The 20,852-nt window shown below is 40.3% G+C and carries 16 protein-coding genes; 14 read left to right on the top strand and 2 right to left on the bottom strand.

The genetic code is table 11. From position 1 onward, the window contains the following. Positions 1-72 precede the first annotated feature (72 nt). The 6 genes from E1163_RS29465 (at position 73) to E1163_RS29490 (ending at position 7,914) form a co-directional block, all read left to right on the top strand. Positions 73-2,469 carry a phosphotransferase gene (locus tag E1163_RS29465; RefSeq protein WP_155177259.1) on the top strand — a complete coding sequence of 799 codons (2,397 nt, stop codon included), beginning with the start codon at positions 73-75 and terminating at the stop codon, positions 2,467-2,469. After that, the gene (locus E1163_RS29470) at positions 2,466-3,182 is read left to right on the top strand and encodes an acyltransferase (RefSeq protein WP_155177260.1); all 717 of its coding nucleotides are present in this window, start codon (positions 2,466-2,468) and stop codon (positions 3,180-3,182) included. The genes E1163_RS29465 and E1163_RS29470 overlap by 4 nt, the downstream gene beginning before the upstream one ends. After that, positions 3,179-4,411, top strand: a complete 1,233-nt coding sequence (locus E1163_RS29475) for a glycosyltransferase family 4 protein (RefSeq protein ID WP_155177261.1) — start codon at positions 3,179-3,181, stop codon at positions 4,409-4,411. The genes E1163_RS29470 and E1163_RS29475 overlap by 4 nt, the downstream gene beginning before the upstream one ends. Continuing rightward, on the top strand, positions 4,408-5,484 hold the full coding sequence (locus E1163_RS29480) for a glycosyltransferase family 4 protein (protein WP_155177263.1): 1,077 nt from the start codon (positions 4,408-4,410) through the stop codon (positions 5,482-5,484). The genes E1163_RS29475 and E1163_RS29480 overlap by 4 nt, the downstream gene beginning before the upstream one ends. A 130-nt stretch (positions 5,485-5,614) precedes the next feature. Then, positions 5,615-6,835, top strand: coding sequence for a DUF1972 domain-containing protein (locus tag E1163_RS29485; protein ID WP_155177264.1), 1,221 nt, complete (start codon positions 5,615-5,617; stop codon positions 6,833-6,835). 5 nt (positions 6,836-6,840) lie between these two features. Beyond that, complete coding sequence (locus tag E1163_RS29490; protein ID WP_155177266.1) at positions 6,841-7,914, top strand: glycosyltransferase family 4 protein; 1,074 nt, start codon at positions 6,841-6,843, stop codon at positions 7,912-7,914. Between the two features lie 746 nt (positions 7,915-8,660). Here E1163_RS29490 and E1163_RS29495 read toward each other — a convergent pair. After that, the gene (locus E1163_RS29495) at positions 8,661-9,554 is read right to left on the bottom strand and encodes a hypothetical protein (protein ID WP_155177268.1); all 894 of its coding nucleotides are present in this window, start codon (positions 9,552-9,554) and stop codon (positions 8,661-8,663) included. A 405-nt stretch (positions 9,555-9,959) separates the two neighbouring features. Here E1163_RS29495 and E1163_RS29500 point away from each other — a divergent pair, with 405 nt between their 5' ends. Further along, entirely contained in the window at positions 9,960-10,169 is a 210-nt protein-coding gene (locus E1163_RS29500; RefSeq protein WP_155177270.1) for a hypothetical protein, read from the top strand. Between the two features lie 126 nt (positions 10,170-10,295). Then, positions 10,296-11,681, top strand: coding sequence for a tetratricopeptide repeat protein (locus tag E1163_RS29505; RefSeq protein ID WP_155177271.1), 1,386 nt, complete (start codon positions 10,296-10,298; stop codon positions 11,679-11,681). A gap of 1 nt (position 11,682) precedes the next feature. Here the strand turns inward: E1163_RS29505 and E1163_RS29510 are convergent, their stop codons facing one another. Then, positions 11,683-12,144, bottom strand: coding sequence for a helix-turn-helix domain-containing protein (locus tag E1163_RS29510; RefSeq protein ID WP_155177274.1), 462 nt, complete (start codon positions 12,142-12,144; stop codon positions 11,683-11,685). Positions 12,145-12,682: 538 nt separating this feature from the next. On the opposite strand from E1163_RS29510, the gene E1163_RS29515 reads away from it, so the two are divergent. The 6 genes from E1163_RS29515 to E1163_RS29540 form a co-directional block, all read left to right on the top strand. After that, a complete protein-coding gene (locus tag E1163_RS29515; protein ID WP_155177275.1) occupies positions 12,683-12,868 on the top strand; it encodes a hypothetical protein in 186 nt (61 codons plus the stop codon). Between the two features lie 68 nt (positions 12,869-12,936). Next, positions 12,937-13,182: a hypothetical protein gene (locus E1163_RS29520; RefSeq protein ID WP_155177278.1), complete on the top strand. Its 246-nt coding sequence runs from the start codon at positions 12,937-12,939 to the stop codon at positions 13,180-13,182. Positions 13,183-13,286: 104 nt separating this feature from the next. Beyond that, entirely contained in the window at positions 13,287-13,592 is a 306-nt protein-coding gene (locus E1163_RS29525) for a hypothetical protein (RefSeq protein ID WP_155177280.1), read from the top strand. A 527-nt stretch (positions 13,593-14,119) separates the two neighbouring features. Beyond that, the gene (locus tag E1163_RS29530) at positions 14,120-17,740 is read left to right on the top strand and encodes an RHS repeat domain-containing protein (RefSeq protein ID WP_155177282.1); all 3,621 of its coding nucleotides are present in this window, start codon (positions 14,120-14,122) and stop codon (positions 17,738-17,740) included. Between the two features lie 72 nt (positions 17,741-17,812). After that, complete coding sequence (locus E1163_RS29535; RefSeq protein ID WP_155177284.1) at positions 17,813-20,677, top strand: DUF6443 domain-containing protein; 2,865 nt, start codon at positions 17,813-17,815, stop codon at positions 20,675-20,677. Beyond that, on the top strand, positions 20,667-20,852 hold a 186-nt coding region (locus E1163_RS29540), incomplete at its 3' end, for a hypothetical protein (protein ID WP_155177286.1). The genes E1163_RS29535 and E1163_RS29540, both read left to right, overlap by 11 nt.

Consider the following 20,852-nt stretch of genomic DNA (forward strand, 5'->3'; position numbering starts at 1 on the left):
GATACTATATATCAGCGATTTACAATAAATGGCAATGGTTTTGGAAATAATGAAAGTAAAAAATTAAACCAGATGCTGACAGTTTTTAAGAAATTTGGATATTCCGCAGAATCGTCCGCTTCAGCAGGCGAAAAATTAGAATTAATCATTATCAACAATCCCGATGGCTCTCCCCGTTGGGTTTGTCCCACAAAGGCTAAAAAGCCGTATTTTTTAAAATTCTATAATATCTCTGGCCTTAAATCCACGCTTTTTGCCATAGCCTGTAAAGTAATTTTTTTTGTTGGTCTACAACGCATGCTTTTCAAAACCTCAACAATCTATTTGAAGCGTATAGCCAAAGATACGCCTATTGATTTTATTCAAGATAACTGGGCCATTTTTACAGGAACTCCGGGCCCAAACAACAAAATGTTACTATATCATACGGCCAATTCCCACTCATATTTCTTCAAAATTGCAAATACACCCAAAGCAGCACAGCTCATTACTAATGAATGTGATTCCCTGAAAAAACTTATTGGGCTACACATGTCTGAGTTTACTATTCCCCGGACCAGGCAGGTTTCAGGCCATGTACTTCAACAGGAGGATTTATCTGCGGGCGGCTTGAGAAGCAATACTCTTACGGAATATCATCTGAATGCCTTGAACGAACTCTGCAGCAAAACTGCGTATGATGTTGCCTTAGAGCAAACAGGCTTATTATCACATTCAATGGATACACTCAACAACCTTAGCGATGACCGTTTACCCAAAGGCCTGATAAAAAAACTTAAAACCCTCGCAGGTTTGATCAGGATAAAGAATATCAGACAATGCTTAAGCCATGGAGATTTCACTCCCTGGAATATGTACATTAACAAAGGCATGCTTTCCATTTATGACTGGGAGCTAGCTGGTGACATGCCCTTGGGTTTTGATACCTTTCATTTTATCATCCAAAAAGAAATTCTCATCAATCGTAAACCATGGACAAAGATAAAGCAAGAGATAACTCAGGTAGCGGCGACACAGGCCTTCAGCCATTGGATAGGAGAACAAAAAGCTACATGGACAGAATACCTGAAACTGTATCTGCTGATCAACACAACCAAATATCTTGAAATATACAGTACTCAGGAAATTTGGCATACCCAGGTGGAATGGCTGCTCAATACCTGGAACGATGCTATTTCAGATGTATTGCAACCAGAGCTGACTAACAGGAAGCTACTCATTCTGGACACCTTTGACCATATGGCTAATAAGCGATATGCAACCATAAAATTCACTAAAAATGAGCCTGAGAAGCTCTCCGAAAATGCTGATATAGATATGTGTTTTGAGAAAAACAATCTGGATGACACTATCTCTTTCTATAAAAATCATTCCTTGGTCTCCCGTGTATCAGTAATCAAAAAATCCTTTATGGCTACCGTTAATATCTTCATAAAAGACGGATCTGTATTGTGCCTTGATCTAATCTGGAAGTTTAAAAGAAAGGGTACCGTGTTTATGCAAGCCTCAGAGGTTCTGGAAAGGGCAGTCAAAAACGACTTCGGCATTAAGTGCATGCATGAACATGATGAAGCCCGGTTTATTGGCCTGTTTTACGGATTAAATAATAAACTTATTCCTGCCAGATACCGGCCAAGAATGACATCATTACGCCATACCGGTAACCTAATAGACATAGTGCTCTACAAAAGTTCCATACAGGGGAAAGTCCGGCCTGACAGGCTTCTTGGAATACTCAGCGGACAAAAAGCCAATGACGGGTTTGCATGGATATTAAATCATATAGAATATCTGCTGGATGCAGTCAAGGAAGTTATTTTATCAAAGGGCATGACCATCACTTTCAGCGGGGTAGATGGGGCTGGTAAATCTACTGTTATAGAACAAACCAGGCAGATCATAGAAAAGAGACTAAGAAAGCGCGTAGTAGTTTTGCGCCACAGACCATCAGTACTACCTATACTCAGTGTCTGGACAAAAGGCAAGGCAAAAGCCGAGCAAGACGCTGTCAACTCCCTTCCACGCCAGGGCAATAATAAAAACGCACTAAGCTCTGCCATACGTTTTGCCTACTACTATACCGATTACTTATTTGGCCAGTTTTATGTCTATTTCAAATATATAAGACGCGGGTTTGTGGTCATTTACGACCGCTACTATTTTGACTTCATCAACGATGGAAAAAGAAGTAATATTGAGCTACCTCAACATATTACAAGGTTTGGTTATAATTTTTTAATGAAACCTGACCTCAATTTTTTCTTATACGCCACCCCTGATATTATTCTGGAAAGAAAGCAGGAGCTGGATGAAGATGCCATTATTGACTTAACCTCCCGATACAAAACACTTTTTGAGCATCTGGACAAACAAGGGTACCGCCGCCGCTACTATGCTGTAGAGAATATTATCCTGGGCAGAACGATAAACTACATCATACAGAAAACCATATTAAGAGCCGCCTCATGAAAAAGCTAATAGAATGCATTATACAAAAAAGAAACCCTCATTTCAGGTTTGATGAAAAGCTGAATACATCTGCGCTCCTTCAGTTCGTATGGATCCAGGTGTGGAGTGTATTGCGATCCGTCACTCTCCTTTTGAGTTTTAAAAAACCAAAAATGGCTTTACTGGGCAAAGGGGTAAAACTATTTAATACTCCTAAAATTAACTTTGGAAAGTTTATGAAACTCGGAGATCATGTTTATCTCAGTGCATTGGCGACCGAAGGGATAGTGTTGGGCGATAATGTAGGCATTGGGGCATTTAGCCGGGTTATCGTATCAACATCACTAAACAACCTCGGCAGCTACATTAAAATAGGTAATAATGTCGGTATAGGTGAATATGCGTACCTGGGCGGTGCCGGTGGCCTGCAGATCGGTGACGACTGCATCATAGGCCAGTACTTTAGCTGCCATCCTGAAAACCATATTTATGATAATCCCGAATCGCTTATTCGCCACCAGGGTACCACACGCAAGGGGATCTCTATCGGCCCCAATTGCTGGATCGGAAGCAAAGTAACTGTCCTGGACGGTGTGGAAATAGGAAGTGGTTGTGTGATAGCTGCCGGAGCGGTAGTCACCAGGTCTTTTCCGCCAAACAGCATCATCGGCGGAGTTCCTGCCAGACTGATCAAAAAGAGAGAGCAAAAATTCCAATTAACCCGATCCGCATGAGTAAGCAAAAAACAATACTGGCAACCGCATATGCTGTAAACCCCTACAAAGGCTCTGAGGACGGTATGGGATGGAATTTTATCATCCAGATTGCCCGGTTCAACAATGTTATAGCCGTTACCCGCGAGAACAACCGGGGAAATATAGAAAAGTATATGGCGGAAGTTCCTGATGAACGCTACAAAAATATCCGTTTCTTATATTTTGACCTGCCATATTGGATGAGGTTCTGGAAAAAAGGTGGTAGAGGTGCAATGCTGTATTACTGGATGTGGCAACGGGGAGTAATACCATTTATACGCAGGCAAAAATACTCCTTTGATATCGTGCATAACCTGAACTTTCATAACGACTGGACCCCAAGTTATCTTTGGAAGCTGGGGAAGCCGTTTGTCTGGGGCCCCGTGGGCCATCATCCACGAATCCCAGCACAATACCTGGCACCATACAAAAAAAGCTATTGGATCAAAGACAGGCTGACCTGGGTCATTAAAAAGGCATTCTGGAAATATTCATCGGCTTTACGAAAAACAGCACTCAAGGCAGACGTGGTCTGTAATATGAACAGGTCAGTCAAAGATGTACTGTCTTTGCCCGGAATGCAGATCACTATGCCATCCGTGGCCACCGAGGATTTCGGCTACTCTAAACCTGTAAGCCACGAGAAGTTTACCCTCATATCAGCAGGACGGCTGGTGCCCCTGAAAGGTTTTGACCTTTCTATAAAGGCATTTGCCAGGTTTATGAGACAATTACCCAAAGCACAGAGATCGGACGTTGAGCTCATCATTGTGGGGAGTGGCCCTGAAATAGAATTCTATACAAACCTTTGCGTCAGTGAGGGTGTAAAAGACCTGGTAACCTTTGTCAGTTGGATTGAACGGACAGCACTGATGCAGTTATTTAAATCTGCCTCAGCCTTCCTTTTCCCTTCACACGAAGGCGCCGGAATGGTGGTGGCCGAGGCGTTGTCATTCGGGCTTCCGGTGATCTGCCTGGACAACTCCGGTCCGGGTGAATTCATAGATCCGTCATGCGGATTTGCCATACCTCCACAGCCATATGACGAGACGGTTAAAGGGCTGTCAATAGCCATTCAAACCTTGTACCAGCAACCTCAAACACACGCAGAAATGTGCGAAAATGCTAGAAAGCACTTTAAACACCACTTTCACTGGGATATAAGAGGCGAGCAGTTAAATGATATCTATAAAAAATTAAGCGCATGAGAATTTTTGCCTTTCACTTATTTAATGACTATAGCGGAAGTCCCAAGGTATTGATGCAGCTTGCAAAAGGCTGGCAGATTGAAGGTCATGAAGTTCATCTGATCACTGGCACCGGCGGCAAAGGCTTTTTAACAAATTTGCAAGGCATCCATTATCACTTCTTTTGGTACAGGTTTGCCCCCAATCCATTGGTTAGGCTTTTCAATCTTATGCTTAGTCAGCTCTTACTCATCTTATTACTTTTCTTCAGGGTTAAGAAAACCGATATCATCTACGTTAACACCGTATTACCGTTTGGTGCAGCCTTACTTGGCAAATTCAAGGGATGTAAGGTAATTTATCACATTCACGAAACCACGGTAAGGCCGGAGATTTTCAAAAAATTTTTATTTGGGGTGGTGAGGTTAACCGCAAAAGAGGTTGTATATGTATCCAGATACCTTGCAGAAATAGAAGGTATGTCCGGGGTAAGCGCTAATGTGCTTTACAATGCAATAGAGGAGTCCTTTCTTCTGGAAGCCAGCAAAAAACGTAACCATAAAAACAACCGCTGCAATGTACTTATGGCCTGCTCTCTGAAGGCCTATAAAGGCATTGATGAGTTTGTGGAGCTGGCATGTACCAACCCTTTATTTCAATTCAGACTGGTATTGAATGCATCTAATGAAAGTATAGCCTCTTATTTTTCCGGTGTGGACCTGCCTAAAAATATTGCGCTTTACAGCACACAGACAAACCTCCACCCCTTTTACCAGTGGGCGGATGTAATCCTCAACCTGTCGAGGCCAGATGGTTGGATAGAAACGTTTGGTCTTACAATTATCGAAGGTATGGCATATGGCTTGCCAGCCATTGTACCCCCTGTGGGAGGCATTGAAGAAATTGTAGACCAAGGTTATACCGGCTTTAAGGTAGACTCCAGGGACAGCAGGAGTCTGCATCTCGCTTTAAATACTTTGCTAAATAACCCCGGTCTGTATGCCGAAATGAAAGCAAACTCGCTTAGAAAAATCACTGCTTTCAGCGAGCGGGGTTTTCTTGATCAAAGTCTACGCATACTTTACCGGGTGTAGTTTGTTTACCGGAATATCATTCCAGCTGATGGAATCCGTAAGCGAGCAAAAATTAATTCTTAAACTGTAAATCAGTAAGTTATAACTTTTGGCAGGTTATTGGGATCATCTAAAACTAAATGACCTCATAATGAAAACACATCAAAAGAAGAAAGTAGCAATAATCGGCACGGTAGGGCTTCCCGCCAGTTATGGTGGCTTTGAAACCCTTGCAGAACATATCGTGGAGCATTTAAGCGATGATTATGAGCTAACCGTATACTGCTCGGGAAAGAAATATCCCAGACAAACAAGAAAAAAGACTTATAAAAACGCAAAGCTCAAATACCTTCCCCTCAATGCCAATGGGATACAGAGCATTCCATATGACACGCTGTCCATACTACATGCTCTTTTCTTTGCGGATGTCCTTCTGATTCTGGGCGTAGCCGGGGCATGGATACTGCCTTTTGTCAAAATATTCACCAATAAAAAAATAATCGTTTCCATTGATGGCATTGAGTGGAAGCGCGATAAGTGGAACCTGCCGGCCAAATGGTACCTTTTTTGGGCTGAAGGTCTTGCAGTCAAATATTCGCATATTGATATTTCGGACAATGAGGCCATACAGGATTATACAGCCAAGAGGTATGGATCATTGAGCCGCATAATAGAGTATGGTGCCGATCATACTTTAAAAGTAAAACTTACCGAAGAAGACATAAACGCCTTCCCCTTTCTGGCTTCACCCTATGCCTTCAAGGTTTGCCGCATAGAGCCCGAAAACAACATCCATGTTATACTGGAAGCATTTGCCCGGTTACCTAAAAGCAACCTGGTCATGATCGGCAACTGGAACAACAGTGAATACGGCAAAAATGTCAGGGCCAGATATGGGGTTCTCGATAACATAATCCTGCTTGACCCGATTTATAACCAACGTAAACTTGATGCCCTGAGGTCTCATGCTACTATTTACATCCATGGGCACTCTGCCGGTGGCACTAACCCCTCGCTGGTGGAGGCAATGTACCTTGGACTTCCGGTTATTGCCTTTAACGTTTCATATAACAAGATAACTACGGAAAACAAGGCATTGTACTTTAAAGATGAGCAGGAGCTTAAAACAATTATTGATCAGACCTCACCCGAAATGTTGCAATTACTAGGTACTACTATGCAAGGTATAGCCGAAAGAAGATACACTTGGAAGCTTATTGTCAATAAGTACAAAAAACTCATAGTAGAGGCGCTTACGGTCAAAGAAAAATCATCGGTTACCCATAAAGTCAAAGAACTGGATTATCAGCTACTTCTGAAAATGAACCTCGGACACCTCAAAAATGAAGATGCATTTTTTATAAAACGCTAAAAACTATGGATACCTTCCACCACATCCCCACGATCTTAATAGCCACAGTCATTACCTGGATAGTTATTCCCTGGCTCCGAAAACTTGCTCTGCTGGTAGGGCTAGTAGATACCCCTAATGAACGTAAAATACACAGAAGCCCTGTACCTCTGGTAGGGGGAATGGCTATCTTTACAGGATCGTTCTTTTCCTTCCTACTTACCAATCCTTCTTGGGCAAATATGGGAGACATTAAGGTTATCGTGCTTGGTGCCATCCTACTTTTGCTTGTTGGTGTTATAGATGACAAACTGAATATTCGAGCATCCCTTAAATTACTTATTCAGATTGCTCTGGCCTATTATGCTTTCAGGAATGGATTGAAAATAGATTCATTGTATGGTATTTTTGGAATATACAAATTACCGGAGGCAGTGCAATATGTACTGACACTACTGGTTATTACAGGTGTAGTCAATGCCTTCAATCTCATGGATGGCATCGATGGTCTGGCTGCGGGCCTGGCAGTAGTTGGCCTTGGTGCTTTTACCGTGCTGGCCATATTGGCAGGCGAGGCATTCTTAATTACCTTATATCTTTCGTTAATTGGTTCTCTCATAGCCTTTCTGAGATTCAACTTTGATAAGAAAAACAAGATATTTATGGGTGATGCCGGGTCATTATTCTTAGGATTTATACTCGTTGTTTCAGCTATTTCAATATTGCAAACTACAAAAGACACTTCCCATGCTACAGCGAGCCTGGCCACAATTATCGGCGTACTGGCACTGCCAGTGGTAGATTCATTGAGGGTTTATAAAAGAAGAATAGCCAATGGACACAGCCCATTTAAGGCTGATCGTACCCATCTGCATCATCTTGTATTATTCCTGGGCTTAAAGCATAGGGCTTCCAGCCTGCTGATCATACTTATCTCAGCCCTCTTCATAGCTGTAAGCACCATCTTTGGAAGCCTGATAGGTATAACATTTACAGCACTGGCCATACTGGCATTATTTACTTTGGTCACCACCATCCTGCGGATCAACCAGAATGTAAGCATCTGGAAAGACAAGATCAGGGAAATGGAAAGCTCCTGAGAATAATTAACTTTAAAGGGAACGAGAATAGTCTTATTGGATTATAAGTTTCATTTTTATCAAGGTTAATTTAGAATAAGAGATATAAAAAACTCCGCTTATCTCGTTCTTTTATATCACCAACCTGATAAGAATAAAAAAGACTGACTCTAGCATCATTAATAAATACTATACAAATAAGAAAGGTTATGTATTTTTCGGTTCAACATTTTATGAAGGTTTTACCTAGGAAATCCACTATAAAAGAAATCAAAAGAAGTAAGGCAGGTATCTTAACTATATTCGGTAGGTTGTACTTTTATTAAAGATCATTGTCAGCAAGACTGTCCGATTTAGCATTAGTAATCTTAATGCCTACTGCATGTGGCAATCCTTGTATTTTTCGTAGTTATAAGCTGCTGATCGATTAATTTTGGAATTTCGAAAAAAACAAGACTACCCTTAGCCAATGTTTTGAAATAAGTTTATGAAGGTCAATGTTGCTTTTTATATTTCTTCTTAAATTCTATGGTCTTTTCAATATTCCAAAAATATTTCGAGGACTTGGCGTTTGAGATTAGTTGAGCAAAAAAATAGGAAGCATTCCATGAAACATCGGCATCTAAGGTCTGTGAATTCTTGTATTGAGTCCATGGACTCATCGCGCCTTGGCAAGAAACGATTTTAGTGCTGTTACGGATTCCTTTTGTTTGTAATCCATCAGGACTGTGATTTAATATTTTGTCAATATGCCTATAAATTTCACTTTACCCACCAACCGACAACTTCACATTCTCCACAACCACCATCATCCCCCCAGTAGCATTGAGCCGGATGCTTTTATAATTCCCTTCTACCAGATAATCTATCAGCTTTAACCCGGAATATGCAGACTTCTCCAGTAGCCGTACAGTGTCGTCAAGAAGGGTTACTTCGATGGTGTTGTATTCTCCGGAACTTATGATTTGCAATACCTTTAGCTCAACGGTAGAAAACAAATCAATTTCATTGATAATAAGGCCGGCTTTCGGATGAGCGAAGAACTCCCTGATGATCCTGGTGAGGGAAATATTAAAGTGACTTTCATAAAGGATCTTTTCTCTAAGTTCTTCGGGATAGATGCTAACATCGTTATTAAACAGCGGGAGCCAGCCACCATCACCAAATATCAGCAGGTTGACAGGCTCTTTGCTAAAAATAGCTTCGCTGACCAATAGTTGAAATAGGTTGAACTGTTTGCTGGCTTTTTTTCTTTTTACCCCAACCTTAATTATCTCAATCAGTTCAGTCATAGAAGAACTATCGCCCCAACCATCCATCAACGCCTGATCCATGCGAATAAGGCGTTTCATAATCTGAAAATTCACATGGTAGAAAAGCTCCTTTTTCGTGCGTTTAAGCACTTTGCTTTTGATGCCAATGCCTTGAATATCTTCCAACACTCTTATCCATACAAATTCAAGAAAATTAAACCTTCGGTGAATGCCTTTGTTTTTCCTGGGGGTTATGATTAACTTTTTGCCATCCCAGGTATCAATAGTACGATTATGCACCCCTGTATCCGTGACAGAAAGTATCGGCTCCGAATTGAAAAGGCGATTAAATTGAATGGCCTTTACCGTGCCTGCAATTGAGAAAATATTTTCCAGTTTTTGTAGCATGAATCAAAAATACAAAAAATGTATTTTCATTTTACCATATTTTGTATTTTGCGTGATTTAGCGGATAAAATTGGTCATAGCGGTGCTAAATGCAACCCCACATACCTATCCGCTGGTCGGTGTAACTAACAGCTTCATGTAATGTTTCTTTTAAATAGTTAAAATTAATACCATAGAACAGTAAATTACTGCCATTTCAGTACAAATCAGTCAATTTGTAATCTCGTGCTATTGTTGGCAAATTCAGAGGTGGTCAAAAAGTTGATAAATTGTATTTTTTCTATTAGTGTCTATCGCGATAAATTGTAAGTGCTTAATTACTAACGTAATTATGACATGAAACTCGTCAGATTATTTTACCCGGAAAGCTCTAGGTTTGCACTAATCAAATAAAACGTACAAACCATGAACACAAAAAGAATTATTGCAGCCATTTTAATTGTAACCTGTGGCTCTTTGACTATGTCCTGTAGTGAGGAAGAGATTAAGCCAAGTTTAAAAAACTCAATAGAGGCAGCCACAGAGGGGAATAAAGGACATGTAGAGCCGCCGATTGAGTTTGCAACTGAGGGAGACGGTGGACATGTAGAGCCGCCAATTGAAAATGGAAATTAAAAGAAAGAAAGATTAATTTGTAAGGTTTTGCCTATGCATGTAAGATAACGAAGCTAATTTATACGCGGTCAATCAATTTATATCGACAATTTTGCCTGATACCATTTTGAAACCGACCACCTTGTTATGAAATTTGCTTTGTCTACAACTGCAATCTTTATTTTATTGTTAGCTGCCTGTTCTGAAAAGGAATCCATAGTTCCTTTTGATAGCTCGGACGATTTGAAGATTCTTGAAAATACTTATCAAGAATATACCAAGCACTATTCCGAACCAGATATTGCATATAACTTATTAGAAAGTATAAAGGTTCAAGCCGAGCAACAGGAAAATGATGAGTATCTAGCAAAATACTACATCGGATATGGGTATTTAAAGAAGATGGACAATCATCTTGATGAAGCAGTAACCGCCTTCTTTAATGCCCTTGATTTATATCAGCAGGTCGGAGATTCGTTGTTTCAAGCAAAAGTGTTAAATAACATTGGCGATATTTATCGTACTGCATATTTATCAAAAGAGGCTTTTGAATGCTTTAGTGCAGCAGAAGATATTTATATAAAGCTAGGACGAGAAGATAAACTACCTGGTTTATATGAGAATATGGGGCTTTTGTTTATAGATAGCGCTGCTTATGAAATTGCAGAAAACTATTTTGATAAAGGAATAGCCTTTAGCCAAGAGAACGAAGCCATCGATAAACTCAGCACTCTCCACCTTTTATACGGCAAACTCTACTTCAAACAAGCTAAATTTAAAGAAGCTAGAGAAAGCTATAACAAATCATTTGACCTTTTAGCTGACAAGAATTCCCTTAAGGCAGCATTTGTTTACGGAAACATTGGAGAAACCTATTTATATGAGGGGAAAATAGAAACGGCTGAAAGTTGGTTTAACAAGTCCTTAACCCTTAAACAATCCATTGATAATGTCGATCTAAGGCCTACGTTAAATTATTTGGGCCAGGTAGAGCTTCAGAGGGAAAATTTTAAGAAAGCACTGAGCTACTTTGATGAGGTAGTAGACCTATCAAAGGAAGATATAATCAATGATGAGCTAGATGTGGCTTTAGAGAATATCCAGACCGTTTATGAAAGTAGTCCAGGCATGCGAACCGATGAAGGTTTTAAGAGATCGCTATATTATTTTGGCGTAGCGCGTGAAAGTAAGAAAGTTTTGGCCGAGCTTCAGTCAAGGCTTAATACCCTTTATGCCCAATATTCAGTCAAAAAGGGGTATAATGAGTATGTCTATGAAAATAATCTTAGGAATGAAAAGGAAGGCAAACTCCAGTCAGTAGTAGCTGCAGTCATACTTGCTTTATCGTGCTTAATTCTCCTCGCAGCTATAATAATCTATAGGAAGAACCTTAAAGTGACAGCCCAAAATTTAAAGGCCACTGAAGAAGATTTAAGGATAACAACAAAAGACTACCAGCTTTCTAAGACACAAATTGAAAGGATTAAACAAACACTAATCGAGAGTGGATATCCACCATACCGCAACGCTTAGGTTACATTGAAAGGTTTTTCCTGATTTTATCAATTACAGCTTGGGAATCTTCGGCTTTCTGCTTATATCTTTTCATTTCGTTTTCAAAAGTTTCAGACTGATCACGCAATGCCTGGATCTCTATTTTGGACTGATGTAAAGCTTCAATAGCCTTCCTATAAGCCTCTTTAATATCTTTCTTTGCCAACTTTTCTGATTCTTCAATAGCTTGAAGTGTTGGACTTTTTGCAACAACCTTTGGATACTTGTAAAATAGCTCGTCAGTGGAAATATCAAATATTTTCGCAAGTACAGGCACGAGTTCAGATGGCACCTTGCGCCTGCCTTTTTCATAATTGGAGATCACATCTCTAGCCAAAAATTTACCGGTTATTTCCTTGATTTTTTCACCCAATTCAGCCTGAGACCAATTATTTCTTGTGCGAAAGTGATAAATTCTCTCCTCTATTGTTGTATTTTTCACAGCAATGTTTTAATTTCGAATCATTATTGTTTTTGACTACAAAAGATTCTACTTTCTGATATTTGATGTAGAGTCCTTTTCCAAATTTACAATTAAGATCATTAATTACCATGACCAACCAACCCCTTAAATTTCCGTATTTGGAATGCAATCTTGAAACCGAATATAATACTATTCTGGGACAAGCACATGCACTTGTAAAGCATTCACCGATTTGCTGGCTAGCTTATGAGCAACTTGAAGAGTACTTCGCTGGTAATCAAATAACTGATGATTTGAGTTTTCACATTAACGACGGAGCCATAGACTTTGTCAAAAGTAATTGTGAAGACCCAATAGCATTTATGCTCTTCGACCAAAGGCACGTAGCCTTCGAAACCCCGAAAGACATAGAGAGAGAAGCACCATCCGAAAACATAAGTGTCCGACGCAATAGAAAGCCTATCCGCTATTCTCTAGGGTACTTTAAACTGAAACTATCAAGAGTTAGGCGACGCTGACAGCAATTGTGGGAATACCACTTATCATTTGGCGGCTCATGCGGTTGGAGGATTTAGTTACCTCCAAAAGCACAGGGACATTGGAAGAGCTGGCCGCGAAACTTGAAATGAATACCGAATTAACGAAAGCATATATAGAAGCCCTGGAAGAAATGAGGGAATGCAAAATTGAGTACGATGCCGGGTATTCAAGCTTTGTCTTTGTTGGCCCTAATTGGGTTTAGGTTGACGGGCAACGGGAGGTGCAGGAAACCGCACCTCCCCAACGCCTTAACAGATTTACAGATCGAAAATGAAGGAAAGTCTATTTTTAGAGCGCATAGAGCGCATGGACAAGCTTATTCAAAGACGCAGTGCCGGAAGAGCAGAAGACCTGTCCAAAAGGCTGGGGATATCGAAAAGAAGTGTATTTAATATGCTTAGGATCATGAAAGAAGACTTTCACGCCCCGATCGTATTTGACAGAAGTCTGAATACCTATAAATATGAAGCCGAAGGCAGCATAGTTGCAGCCTTCGTAGCAAAAGAGAAGACTTAAAAATACTCATTATCTATATGGGTTAGTGTTTCACAACCATCCAGGGGGAGCTTGCAAGTGTCTCCCCCCGGTTACGCCCCTTAAAGCTAAAACTTATGGACAATATGAAAACAACATGGGAAGAGTCACAGGAACAGTACAGTATGTTGCTGGGTGGGCTTAACGAGCTGATCCAAAACACCACAAAACTGGCCGAAAGCTATGAAGCCACGAACATGACGTTCGCCCACCTGATCTATGAAAACGGTCTGACCGAGATCATACAAAAAACGAAGATGCTGGAAGATTATGAACGTGGGTTTCAGTTTATGCACTACTCCCTGCAAGGCCATGTCGAAAGCCTGAAACGCTTACGGGAAAGGGTAAACCTGGTGCTTATCAAAGACCCGGTGAATCGTCCGTATAACTGAATGCAGTATGATCAGAATATTTGATTATACAAAGACAATTAAAGACTCATACTTCATTAAGGAGGATTCTAAGGTTGCTCTTTTTGATATGCGAACTTTTACGATTCACAGAAGTAAGGGCCTGCGTTATCAACTTTTTTTTCTGAATATGTCGGTGTCAGAGTTAGAGTTTGGTACGAAGCAATACAGCAAAGTATTGCGGGAATACAAAGTCTTTTTATCAGGCTTGCCAATGTTGCATTGGTGAGGATGAAGCGAAAAAGTAAACCTGAATACTTTGAGTAAGTGTCAAAGTCTTTTTAGACAGAGCAGTTTAGTTTATAAAAATTACATTTCCTTAATGAAAATATAATTTTATAAAAATTCATATTAGTTTTATGATTTTAATATTTATTTTTTACTTTTAAGCGGATATTTTTTTAAATATTTGTTTTTATAGTTTTAGTTGTAATACAGTTTAGGGCGGAACTGCCTAAAAAATTACATTATTCAACTTAGTACTTACATATACATAACCATCAAAAAGAATGACAGCACGAGTATGCACCTACTTTAGTATTAGTTTGCTCTTTTTATTAATTGGGCATAATGGTTTGTCGCAGTCAGAGAAATTCCAGGTTAATATACCTCCGCCACCCGATGCCGCTGCCCTGGGGAAATATGGGGAAATACCCGTGGGTACCTATACAGGCATACCGAGCATAAACATACCGCTTTATAATGTGGAGGGGCGGCATTTGTCGTTACCCATATCCCTTAGCTATCATGCCAGTGGTATCAAGGTAGAAGAAGTTTCATCGTGGGTAGGTGCCGGATGGTCATTAAGTGCGGGTGGAGTAATTACCCGGTCGATAAATGGGTTGACTGATTTTAAAAGTAAAGACGGCCCTCAGGATAAATACGGTATTGCCCAGCCCATAACCTACCTCAATGGTAACCAGGTATCAGGAAGAAAGATCCCGAAGGGAATTGGTGCCAGTTGTGCCCTTCAATGGGAAGATGATACGCAGGATTTTAATACCTCAAAAAATGCCGGTTTCATTTCCGACGTTCTATTTGAAGCAAATATGTACGATACCGAGCCGGATAACTTTTACTTTAACTTTAGTGGTCTGAGTGGGAAGTTTCTCTTTAATGAGGACAGGGAGATTATTACAGACAGCAAAACAAAATTGATTTTTGATAAATTACCAACTGAAGATGATGACAGTTGGATAATATCCACGCTGGATGGTGTGAGTTACGAGTTTGGTGGTACTATGTATAATCAAGGAGTGGAGCAGGCGAGTTGGATCGAGTGGACGAAGTCTTTATACTCGCCCTATGGTGGCTCTAACACCCAGGCCAGTAGCTGGTACTTAAAGACCATTACTCATCCATCTGGTGAACAGATAAAGTTTAATTACACCCGAAAATCTTATAAATTTAAAACTTTCAGTGGTGGATACAGATCGGAGTATAGAACAGACTGTCTGCCTGCAGGTACTTCGACTGTTTCTCCAAGTAGTTACGGCGGCATGGTTGAGCATTTGGTTGATGGGTTGTTTTTAAAGGATATAACCATAACATATCCTGATAACAGTGCCACAGTGGTGAAATTTTATACCGTTGATGACAGGCTTGAAGGCAGTAACTATGCAGCTTCTGGAACTAATTTAAGGACTCGGTTAGACCGAATTGAGCTAATCGAAAGATCCTCAACGGGAATAGAATATCTTGTAGGATCCTACAAATTTTCCTATGACAATCTGGCAAATAAGTTATGGTTAACCAGTGTGAAGGAGCGTTCAAACGACGGAACAGCGAAGCCCCCTTACGTTATAAACTATTTTAACCATTCACAATATCCTTTAAGAACTTCCGATGCCGTGGATCTTTGGGGATTTTACAACGGTAAAACTGCTAACACCGGATTTTACCCTAAAGTAAGCTATGGTGCGGCAGGTGCCCCTTTGATTGGAACGGTTGGAGATAATTATGCTCCCGTTGAAAATTACATGAAGTATGGCATAATTACTTCAATAAAGTATCCAACGGGAGGTTCGACATCTTTTGATTTTGGCGCTAATCGTTTCTCTAATTTTGAAACAGTTGACACTTTCAATCCTCTTGAAATATGCAGGGATTATAATTCTACTAATTCCTGCGGCAATGGTTCGCTTAGATCGGTTGAGTTTGAAGTAGTGCAAAATCAAACTTTTTCAATTACAACAAATATTGATCATCCCTATCAGGAAATCGTGGAGGCTGAAGTTTGTGATTCCCGCTATACCAGTTGTAATGATATCTTTACCAATACAGATGACTTTACAGTATATGGAACTGAAAGGAATGTTTTTCTCGATTATTCAATTACAGGCACGAATAGCTCAAACGTTGGCAATAACCTGGTTATTAAGAACAGGGATACCGGTGTACATGTAAAATCCATATATGTTGCGGGAGGATATGCGCCTGTAGCTAAAATAGCATTAAACCTTCCGCCGGCAAATTACACGCTTGTAGCCACTTCCATGCAAACATCAAATGATGTGGTTTCCGGTACAGTGATCAGGGAAGCTTATATAGCACCTAAACCAACTTATATAGTGCGGTTGGAAAAACCTGATGGGACACACGTGGACATTAGTACTTCAGGTGTTACAGATGTAGCATTATCAAAAGGAACACATATATTAAAAACTCATCAGGTTGACAGGGAAGTTACCGGGGCTAAAGCATATGCAAATATCAAAGAGAAAAACCCCTCCTTCAGCTATAAAAAGAACTATGGGGCGGGGCTAAGGATTAACAAACAGGTAATTTCAAATGGAATCAATGATATTGATCAGGTAATAGAGTATGCTTATCAAAAGGAAGATGGTTCTACCTCAGGAAAATTGATGAACAAGCCGGTTACTCATTACCTGACGGCCACCACCATTCCCTCAAAAGATGGAATTTCTTATTTCAATGTATTTAGCTCCAATGCTGCCTACCCGCTTAGCAATAGTGCTGCAGGTAGTTTTGTGGGTTATGACAGGGTTGAGGTAAAAAGGGGCAATTCGGGAAAATCTGTATTTGTCTATTCAAACTATACCGATAGCCAAAGTAATTTCGATGCTACGGTACTTTATTCCTGTAATACATTTAACCCCGAGACTAGTAATTCGCAGATCATGGTTCACGGTACCCCTTCCCTCACTTATGCCTACAGTAATGGAAATTTACTCTACCAGTATGACTATACTGAAAACGGTGATCTGGTGAAGCAAATTGAGAACAGCTATAAGCAAACAGTTTATACAACTTATGGTTTAAAGATTACATCTTTACCCTTGCCGGGGGGGACGAATAATTTGCTGAATTGGGATCCCGTAACTCCCTGTGATCCACTGGGGTACAAGCACTACCAGATAGATATAGGATTTTCACTACTTGAAAGTAGTAAAATCACAACCTATGGCGGAAATGGAGAGGAGTATGCAGAAGATATTAAATATGGGTACTCTTCAAATAACCTATTGATCTGGCAAGAAATAATTGACCATGAGGGCACTCGAAGATATGTACGGTATGGTCATAAAACAGGAACTTCGTTAGTCCAGGAAGTAGCCACTTCACTTTATCATCATACCACTGATCCCCTAAAAGGTGAATATATAGAATATGATGGATATTTTCCTGTCAAATACTATAAGCATGAAACGCTGGGAGTAAATGAAACTCCTGATCCTGATAGTGATTTGGGCTACGGTAAAAGCAATTATAAACTACGAAAGCAGATCACCTACAACGACCATAACAATATTGTAGAACTTGATGAAGATGGTTACCATACCAGTTTTATCTGGAGTTCAAATCAAAAGAACCTTTTAGCCGTGATAGAAAATTGCAGGCGGTCAGATGTGGAAGGTGTTTTAGGGGTTGATTTTGAAGGCAGTAATTCCGGTTTAACATCCTCGGAAGCTGCAGCTTTGAGGGGTGACTTATCGTACTCTATGATCACAACCTTCAATTATTCTGATCGTGGAGAAATTCTGTCAATAACAGATCCGAACGGCCAGGCCAAAAAATATGACTATGATTCATTTGGCAGGTTGGAATGGATTAAAGACCATGATAACGGTATACTTTCCAAGTTCATTTATAAGTATAAGAGTGATTAGCATATACATGTCTGCTCAAATTTACTCATCAATAGTTAGTCAAATCCAATTATATCCTGACTGAAATAAATTATGAAACGTATTTATAGACTGATCTTTTTCTCATTATTCTGCTTAACAGCGATAACACATAATACTTACAGTATAGGCACATACGACAACTTCCATGAATCATGGTACTTTAGTTCCTTTGTTGTAGGAAATCTAGGTGGTGGTGGAAGCGTGCAAGCAACCATTGACAATGATATATTGACTATCTCATTTAATGCAAGTTTTATTGAAAGTGAGGTGCAGACCGGGCCTATTCAATTTATAAATTCACAGCCTGCCTTGCCAGATATGCACTTAGGGTACATCTTGCAAGGTGTTGTTAATACTCAGGCCAACTATCGGGTGCATATTGAAAACGGCTACCTGTCTATAGAGCATACTGGATCGTCACCTGCTCCGGTTATCACCCGTTTTAATGTTGTTTTTGATGTTGACCTGGCAAAACTAAATTGTGCAGCCCAAATTCCTAATTCACAAATATCCATGACAAATGTGTCATGCGCTTCTGCACAACTTAATGCTGCGGGTAGCCCCTCGTCAGGAACAGAATGGTACTGGGTGTCACGTAATAATCTAAGATCAAAAGAGAATAAGGGGACAACGTTTAAAATATATAGTAACGGTGACTATTTTCTTAGATCTTATGACGTTAGTGCTGCATGCTGGAGTACAGAATCGTTAACGTTTTCTGCAACCTTGCAAAACAACACAACTAACTTGCCTACCGCGGAGACTGGTTCAATGAATTATGTTGAACGGCAGGGGTCATTAATTAAAGAAACCTCTGAAGATAGCTTTAATGATTATTGCGTGAACCTGAGAAATTCTAATATCACGTATTTTGATGGGCTAGGTCGTGAGGTTCAGGAAGTTATACGGGGAGGAAGCCCTTTGCGAAGAGATTTGGTTACAGCGACGGACTATGATGCCAATGGCAGAGTTGCAAAGCGCTATTTGAGCTACAGTCACTTTAGCAACGATGGTAAGTATAAGGCAAATTATGTAGATGCGCAAAGGGAATTTTATCTAACAGCGGGTAATCACGCCAATGACCCATACCCCTTTGCAGAAACAGTTTATGAGGCATCTCCTTTAAATAGGGTATTGACCCAGGGAGCTGCCGGAAGAGAGTGGCAACCTTACATATCAGATTTATCACTCGAGGGTTTAAATGTATACTTTGATTGGGATGAGTTGCTAGTTAACCCGGAATATGGAGGAGGAGGTGTACGGGTTACGGTATTAGGGGGTGTATTAACAGTAAATTTTGATGCAGGATTTGTATACAGGTCTTTAAAGATCGGGCAGATCGGGTTCTTGCACGGAGATATGCCGGATATGTCGTTAGGCTCGTTGGAGAAAGAAACTTATTATGCTTACATCAAAGATGGTTATTTATGTATAGGGGTAGGCATGGGAGCTGAGCCTATTGATGGGTTACGTGTAAAGTTTACTAAAGACCTTTCTGGTTATGGAACAATCAGTGCTAATCCTCATACTGTTAAATTTGCGTACCATGTAAATGAGCTTAGTGATGAAGTGAAAATTTGGAAAGTTGGTTTGCATTCTGAACTCCCGGAAACACCCGGAAATTATCTAGCCGGAAGCCTCACCAAAAATATTTCTATTGACGAAGCTGGAAATCAAACCCAGGAGTATACCGATAAGCGCGGGCATATTATCTTAAAAAGAGCGCAGGTGCATAGTGCGGACTCCACTGTAGAGCTGTGGGCTGATACCTACTATATATATGATGATATGGGAAATTTGAGGTTTGTACTACCTCCGGAGGCTAGTAAAAAACTGAATTCCGGAGCCGCGCTTGATGATGATTTTCTGGCAGATTACGCTTTTACTTATAGGTATGATGCCAGAAACAGAGCCGCCGGGAAGCGGGTTCCTGGTGCAGGTTGGGTTTATATGGTCTATGATGTGAGGGATAGAGCAGTGTTAACCCAAGACGGAAATCAAAGAGATCCTAATAGTACAATTGGTAGAGAGTGGAGATTTACGAAGTATGATCAACTGAACAGACCAATACTTACGGGAATATATACTCATAGCAATGCTATTGGTCAAAAAGACATGCAGGATTTCGTAAATGGCAGGGTGGGTGATGAAGATGCATATTTTGAAACCACAGGGACTGCCAAACATGGATATACCGATCTGGCTTTCCCACGAGGGGTAGCGGCGGATGACTATCTTACAGTGACCTACTATGATGGCTATGGGTTTAAAACCCTTTCAGATTTTGGTGCTTCCTATAATTATGATAAAAATCAACTGGGTTCTTACACTACGTCACAAGGTACTCATACATTCCCTGATATCGAATTTGATAAAGTGAAGGGAATGATAACTGGAACCAAAACCAAGGTGCTCGATGATAATAACACATGGCTTAGCAGTGTTACTTATTATGATGAGCGTTATAGAGTAATACAAACCGTGACGGAAAATTATAGTGGAGGTATAGACAGGTTTAGCACACTCTACAATTTTCCGGGTTGGATAGTGGCAACGTGCAACATGTACTCTAAGGGAGATAACTACATTGGTATTAAAAAACGATACACTTATGACCATAGTGGACGTCTTATCAATGGCTTCCATGAGATCATAAAAAACGGCACACCGCAGGGAGAGATATTTTTGGCTGCCAATAGATACAATGCATTGGGCCAGTTGATAGAGAAGAACCTTCACCTTGAAGATAACATGCCGCATCAGTCCATTGATTACAGGTACAACATTCGCGGTTGGCTTCAAACCATAAATAACAGCAGGCTAACCACTCAGGAAGATGGCAATGCAAAACCGGACCTCTTTGGCATGGAACTTATTTATAACAACCCATTAAACGGAGTTCAGAATGAATTATAAAAATACTTCCGAAAATTCGTGGCCCTGTGGTTTTAGTACTGCATGGGCTGTTCTTATTTGTTTTTCTTTGTTCGTAAGCGCACTGGCTATGAAGGCTCATGCAGCAGATGTAGCAATGGCTGGCTTAACAGCAGATTCGGTAAGGTACCTGATCGACCTTGGGGACCCTGCTACC

Source organism: Fulvivirga kasyanovii (genome assembly GCF_009711405.1).
Lineage (GTDB): Bacteria > Bacteroidota > Bacteroidia > Cytophagales > Cyclobacteriaceae > Fulvivirga > Fulvivirga kasyanovii.

Bases quoted from the DNA above. Each gene is read 5' to 3' on its own strand.
- E1163_RS29465 (WP_155177259.1), top strand. From the start codon at position 73: ATGCTGACAGTTTTTAAGAAATTTGGATATTCCGCAGAATCGTCCGCT.
- E1163_RS29470 (WP_155177260.1), top strand. From the start codon at position 2,466: ATGAAAAAGCTAATAGAATGCATTATACAAAAAAGAAACCCTCATTTC.
- E1163_RS29475 (WP_155177261.1), top strand. From the start codon at position 3,179: ATGAGTAAGCAAAAAACAATACTGGCAACCGCATATGCTGTAAACCCC.
- E1163_RS29480 (WP_155177263.1), top strand. From the start codon at position 4,408: ATGAGAATTTTTGCCTTTCACTTATTTAATGACTATAGCGGAAGTCCC.
- E1163_RS29485 (WP_155177264.1), top strand. From the start codon at position 5,615: ATGAAAACACATCAAAAGAAGAAAGTAGCAATAATCGGCACGGTAGGG.
- E1163_RS29490 (WP_155177266.1), top strand. From the start codon at position 6,841: ATGGATACCTTCCACCACATCCCCACGATCTTAATAGCCACAGTCATT.
- E1163_RS29495 (WP_155177268.1), bottom strand. From the start codon at position 9,554: ATGCTACAAAAACTGGAAAATATTTTCTCAATTGCAGGCACGGTAAAG.
- E1163_RS29500 (WP_155177270.1), top strand. From the start codon at position 9,960: ATGAACACAAAAAGAATTATTGCAGCCATTTTAATTGTAACCTGTGGC.
- E1163_RS29505 (WP_155177271.1), top strand. From the start codon at position 10,296: ATGAAATTTGCTTTGTCTACAACTGCAATCTTTATTTTATTGTTAGCT.
- E1163_RS29515 (WP_155177275.1), top strand. From the start codon at position 12,683: ATGCGGTTGGAGGATTTAGTTACCTCCAAAAGCACAGGGACATTGGAA.
- E1163_RS29520 (WP_155177278.1), top strand. From the start codon at position 12,937: ATGAAGGAAAGTCTATTTTTAGAGCGCATAGAGCGCATGGACAAGCTT.
- E1163_RS29525 (WP_155177280.1), top strand. From the start codon at position 13,287: ATGAAAACAACATGGGAAGAGTCACAGGAACAGTACAGTATGTTGCTG.
- E1163_RS29530 (WP_155177282.1), top strand. From the start codon at position 14,120: ATGACAGCACGAGTATGCACCTACTTTAGTATTAGTTTGCTCTTTTTA.
- E1163_RS29535 (WP_155177284.1), top strand. From the start codon at position 17,813: ATGAAACGTATTTATAGACTGATCTTTTTCTCATTATTCTGCTTAACA.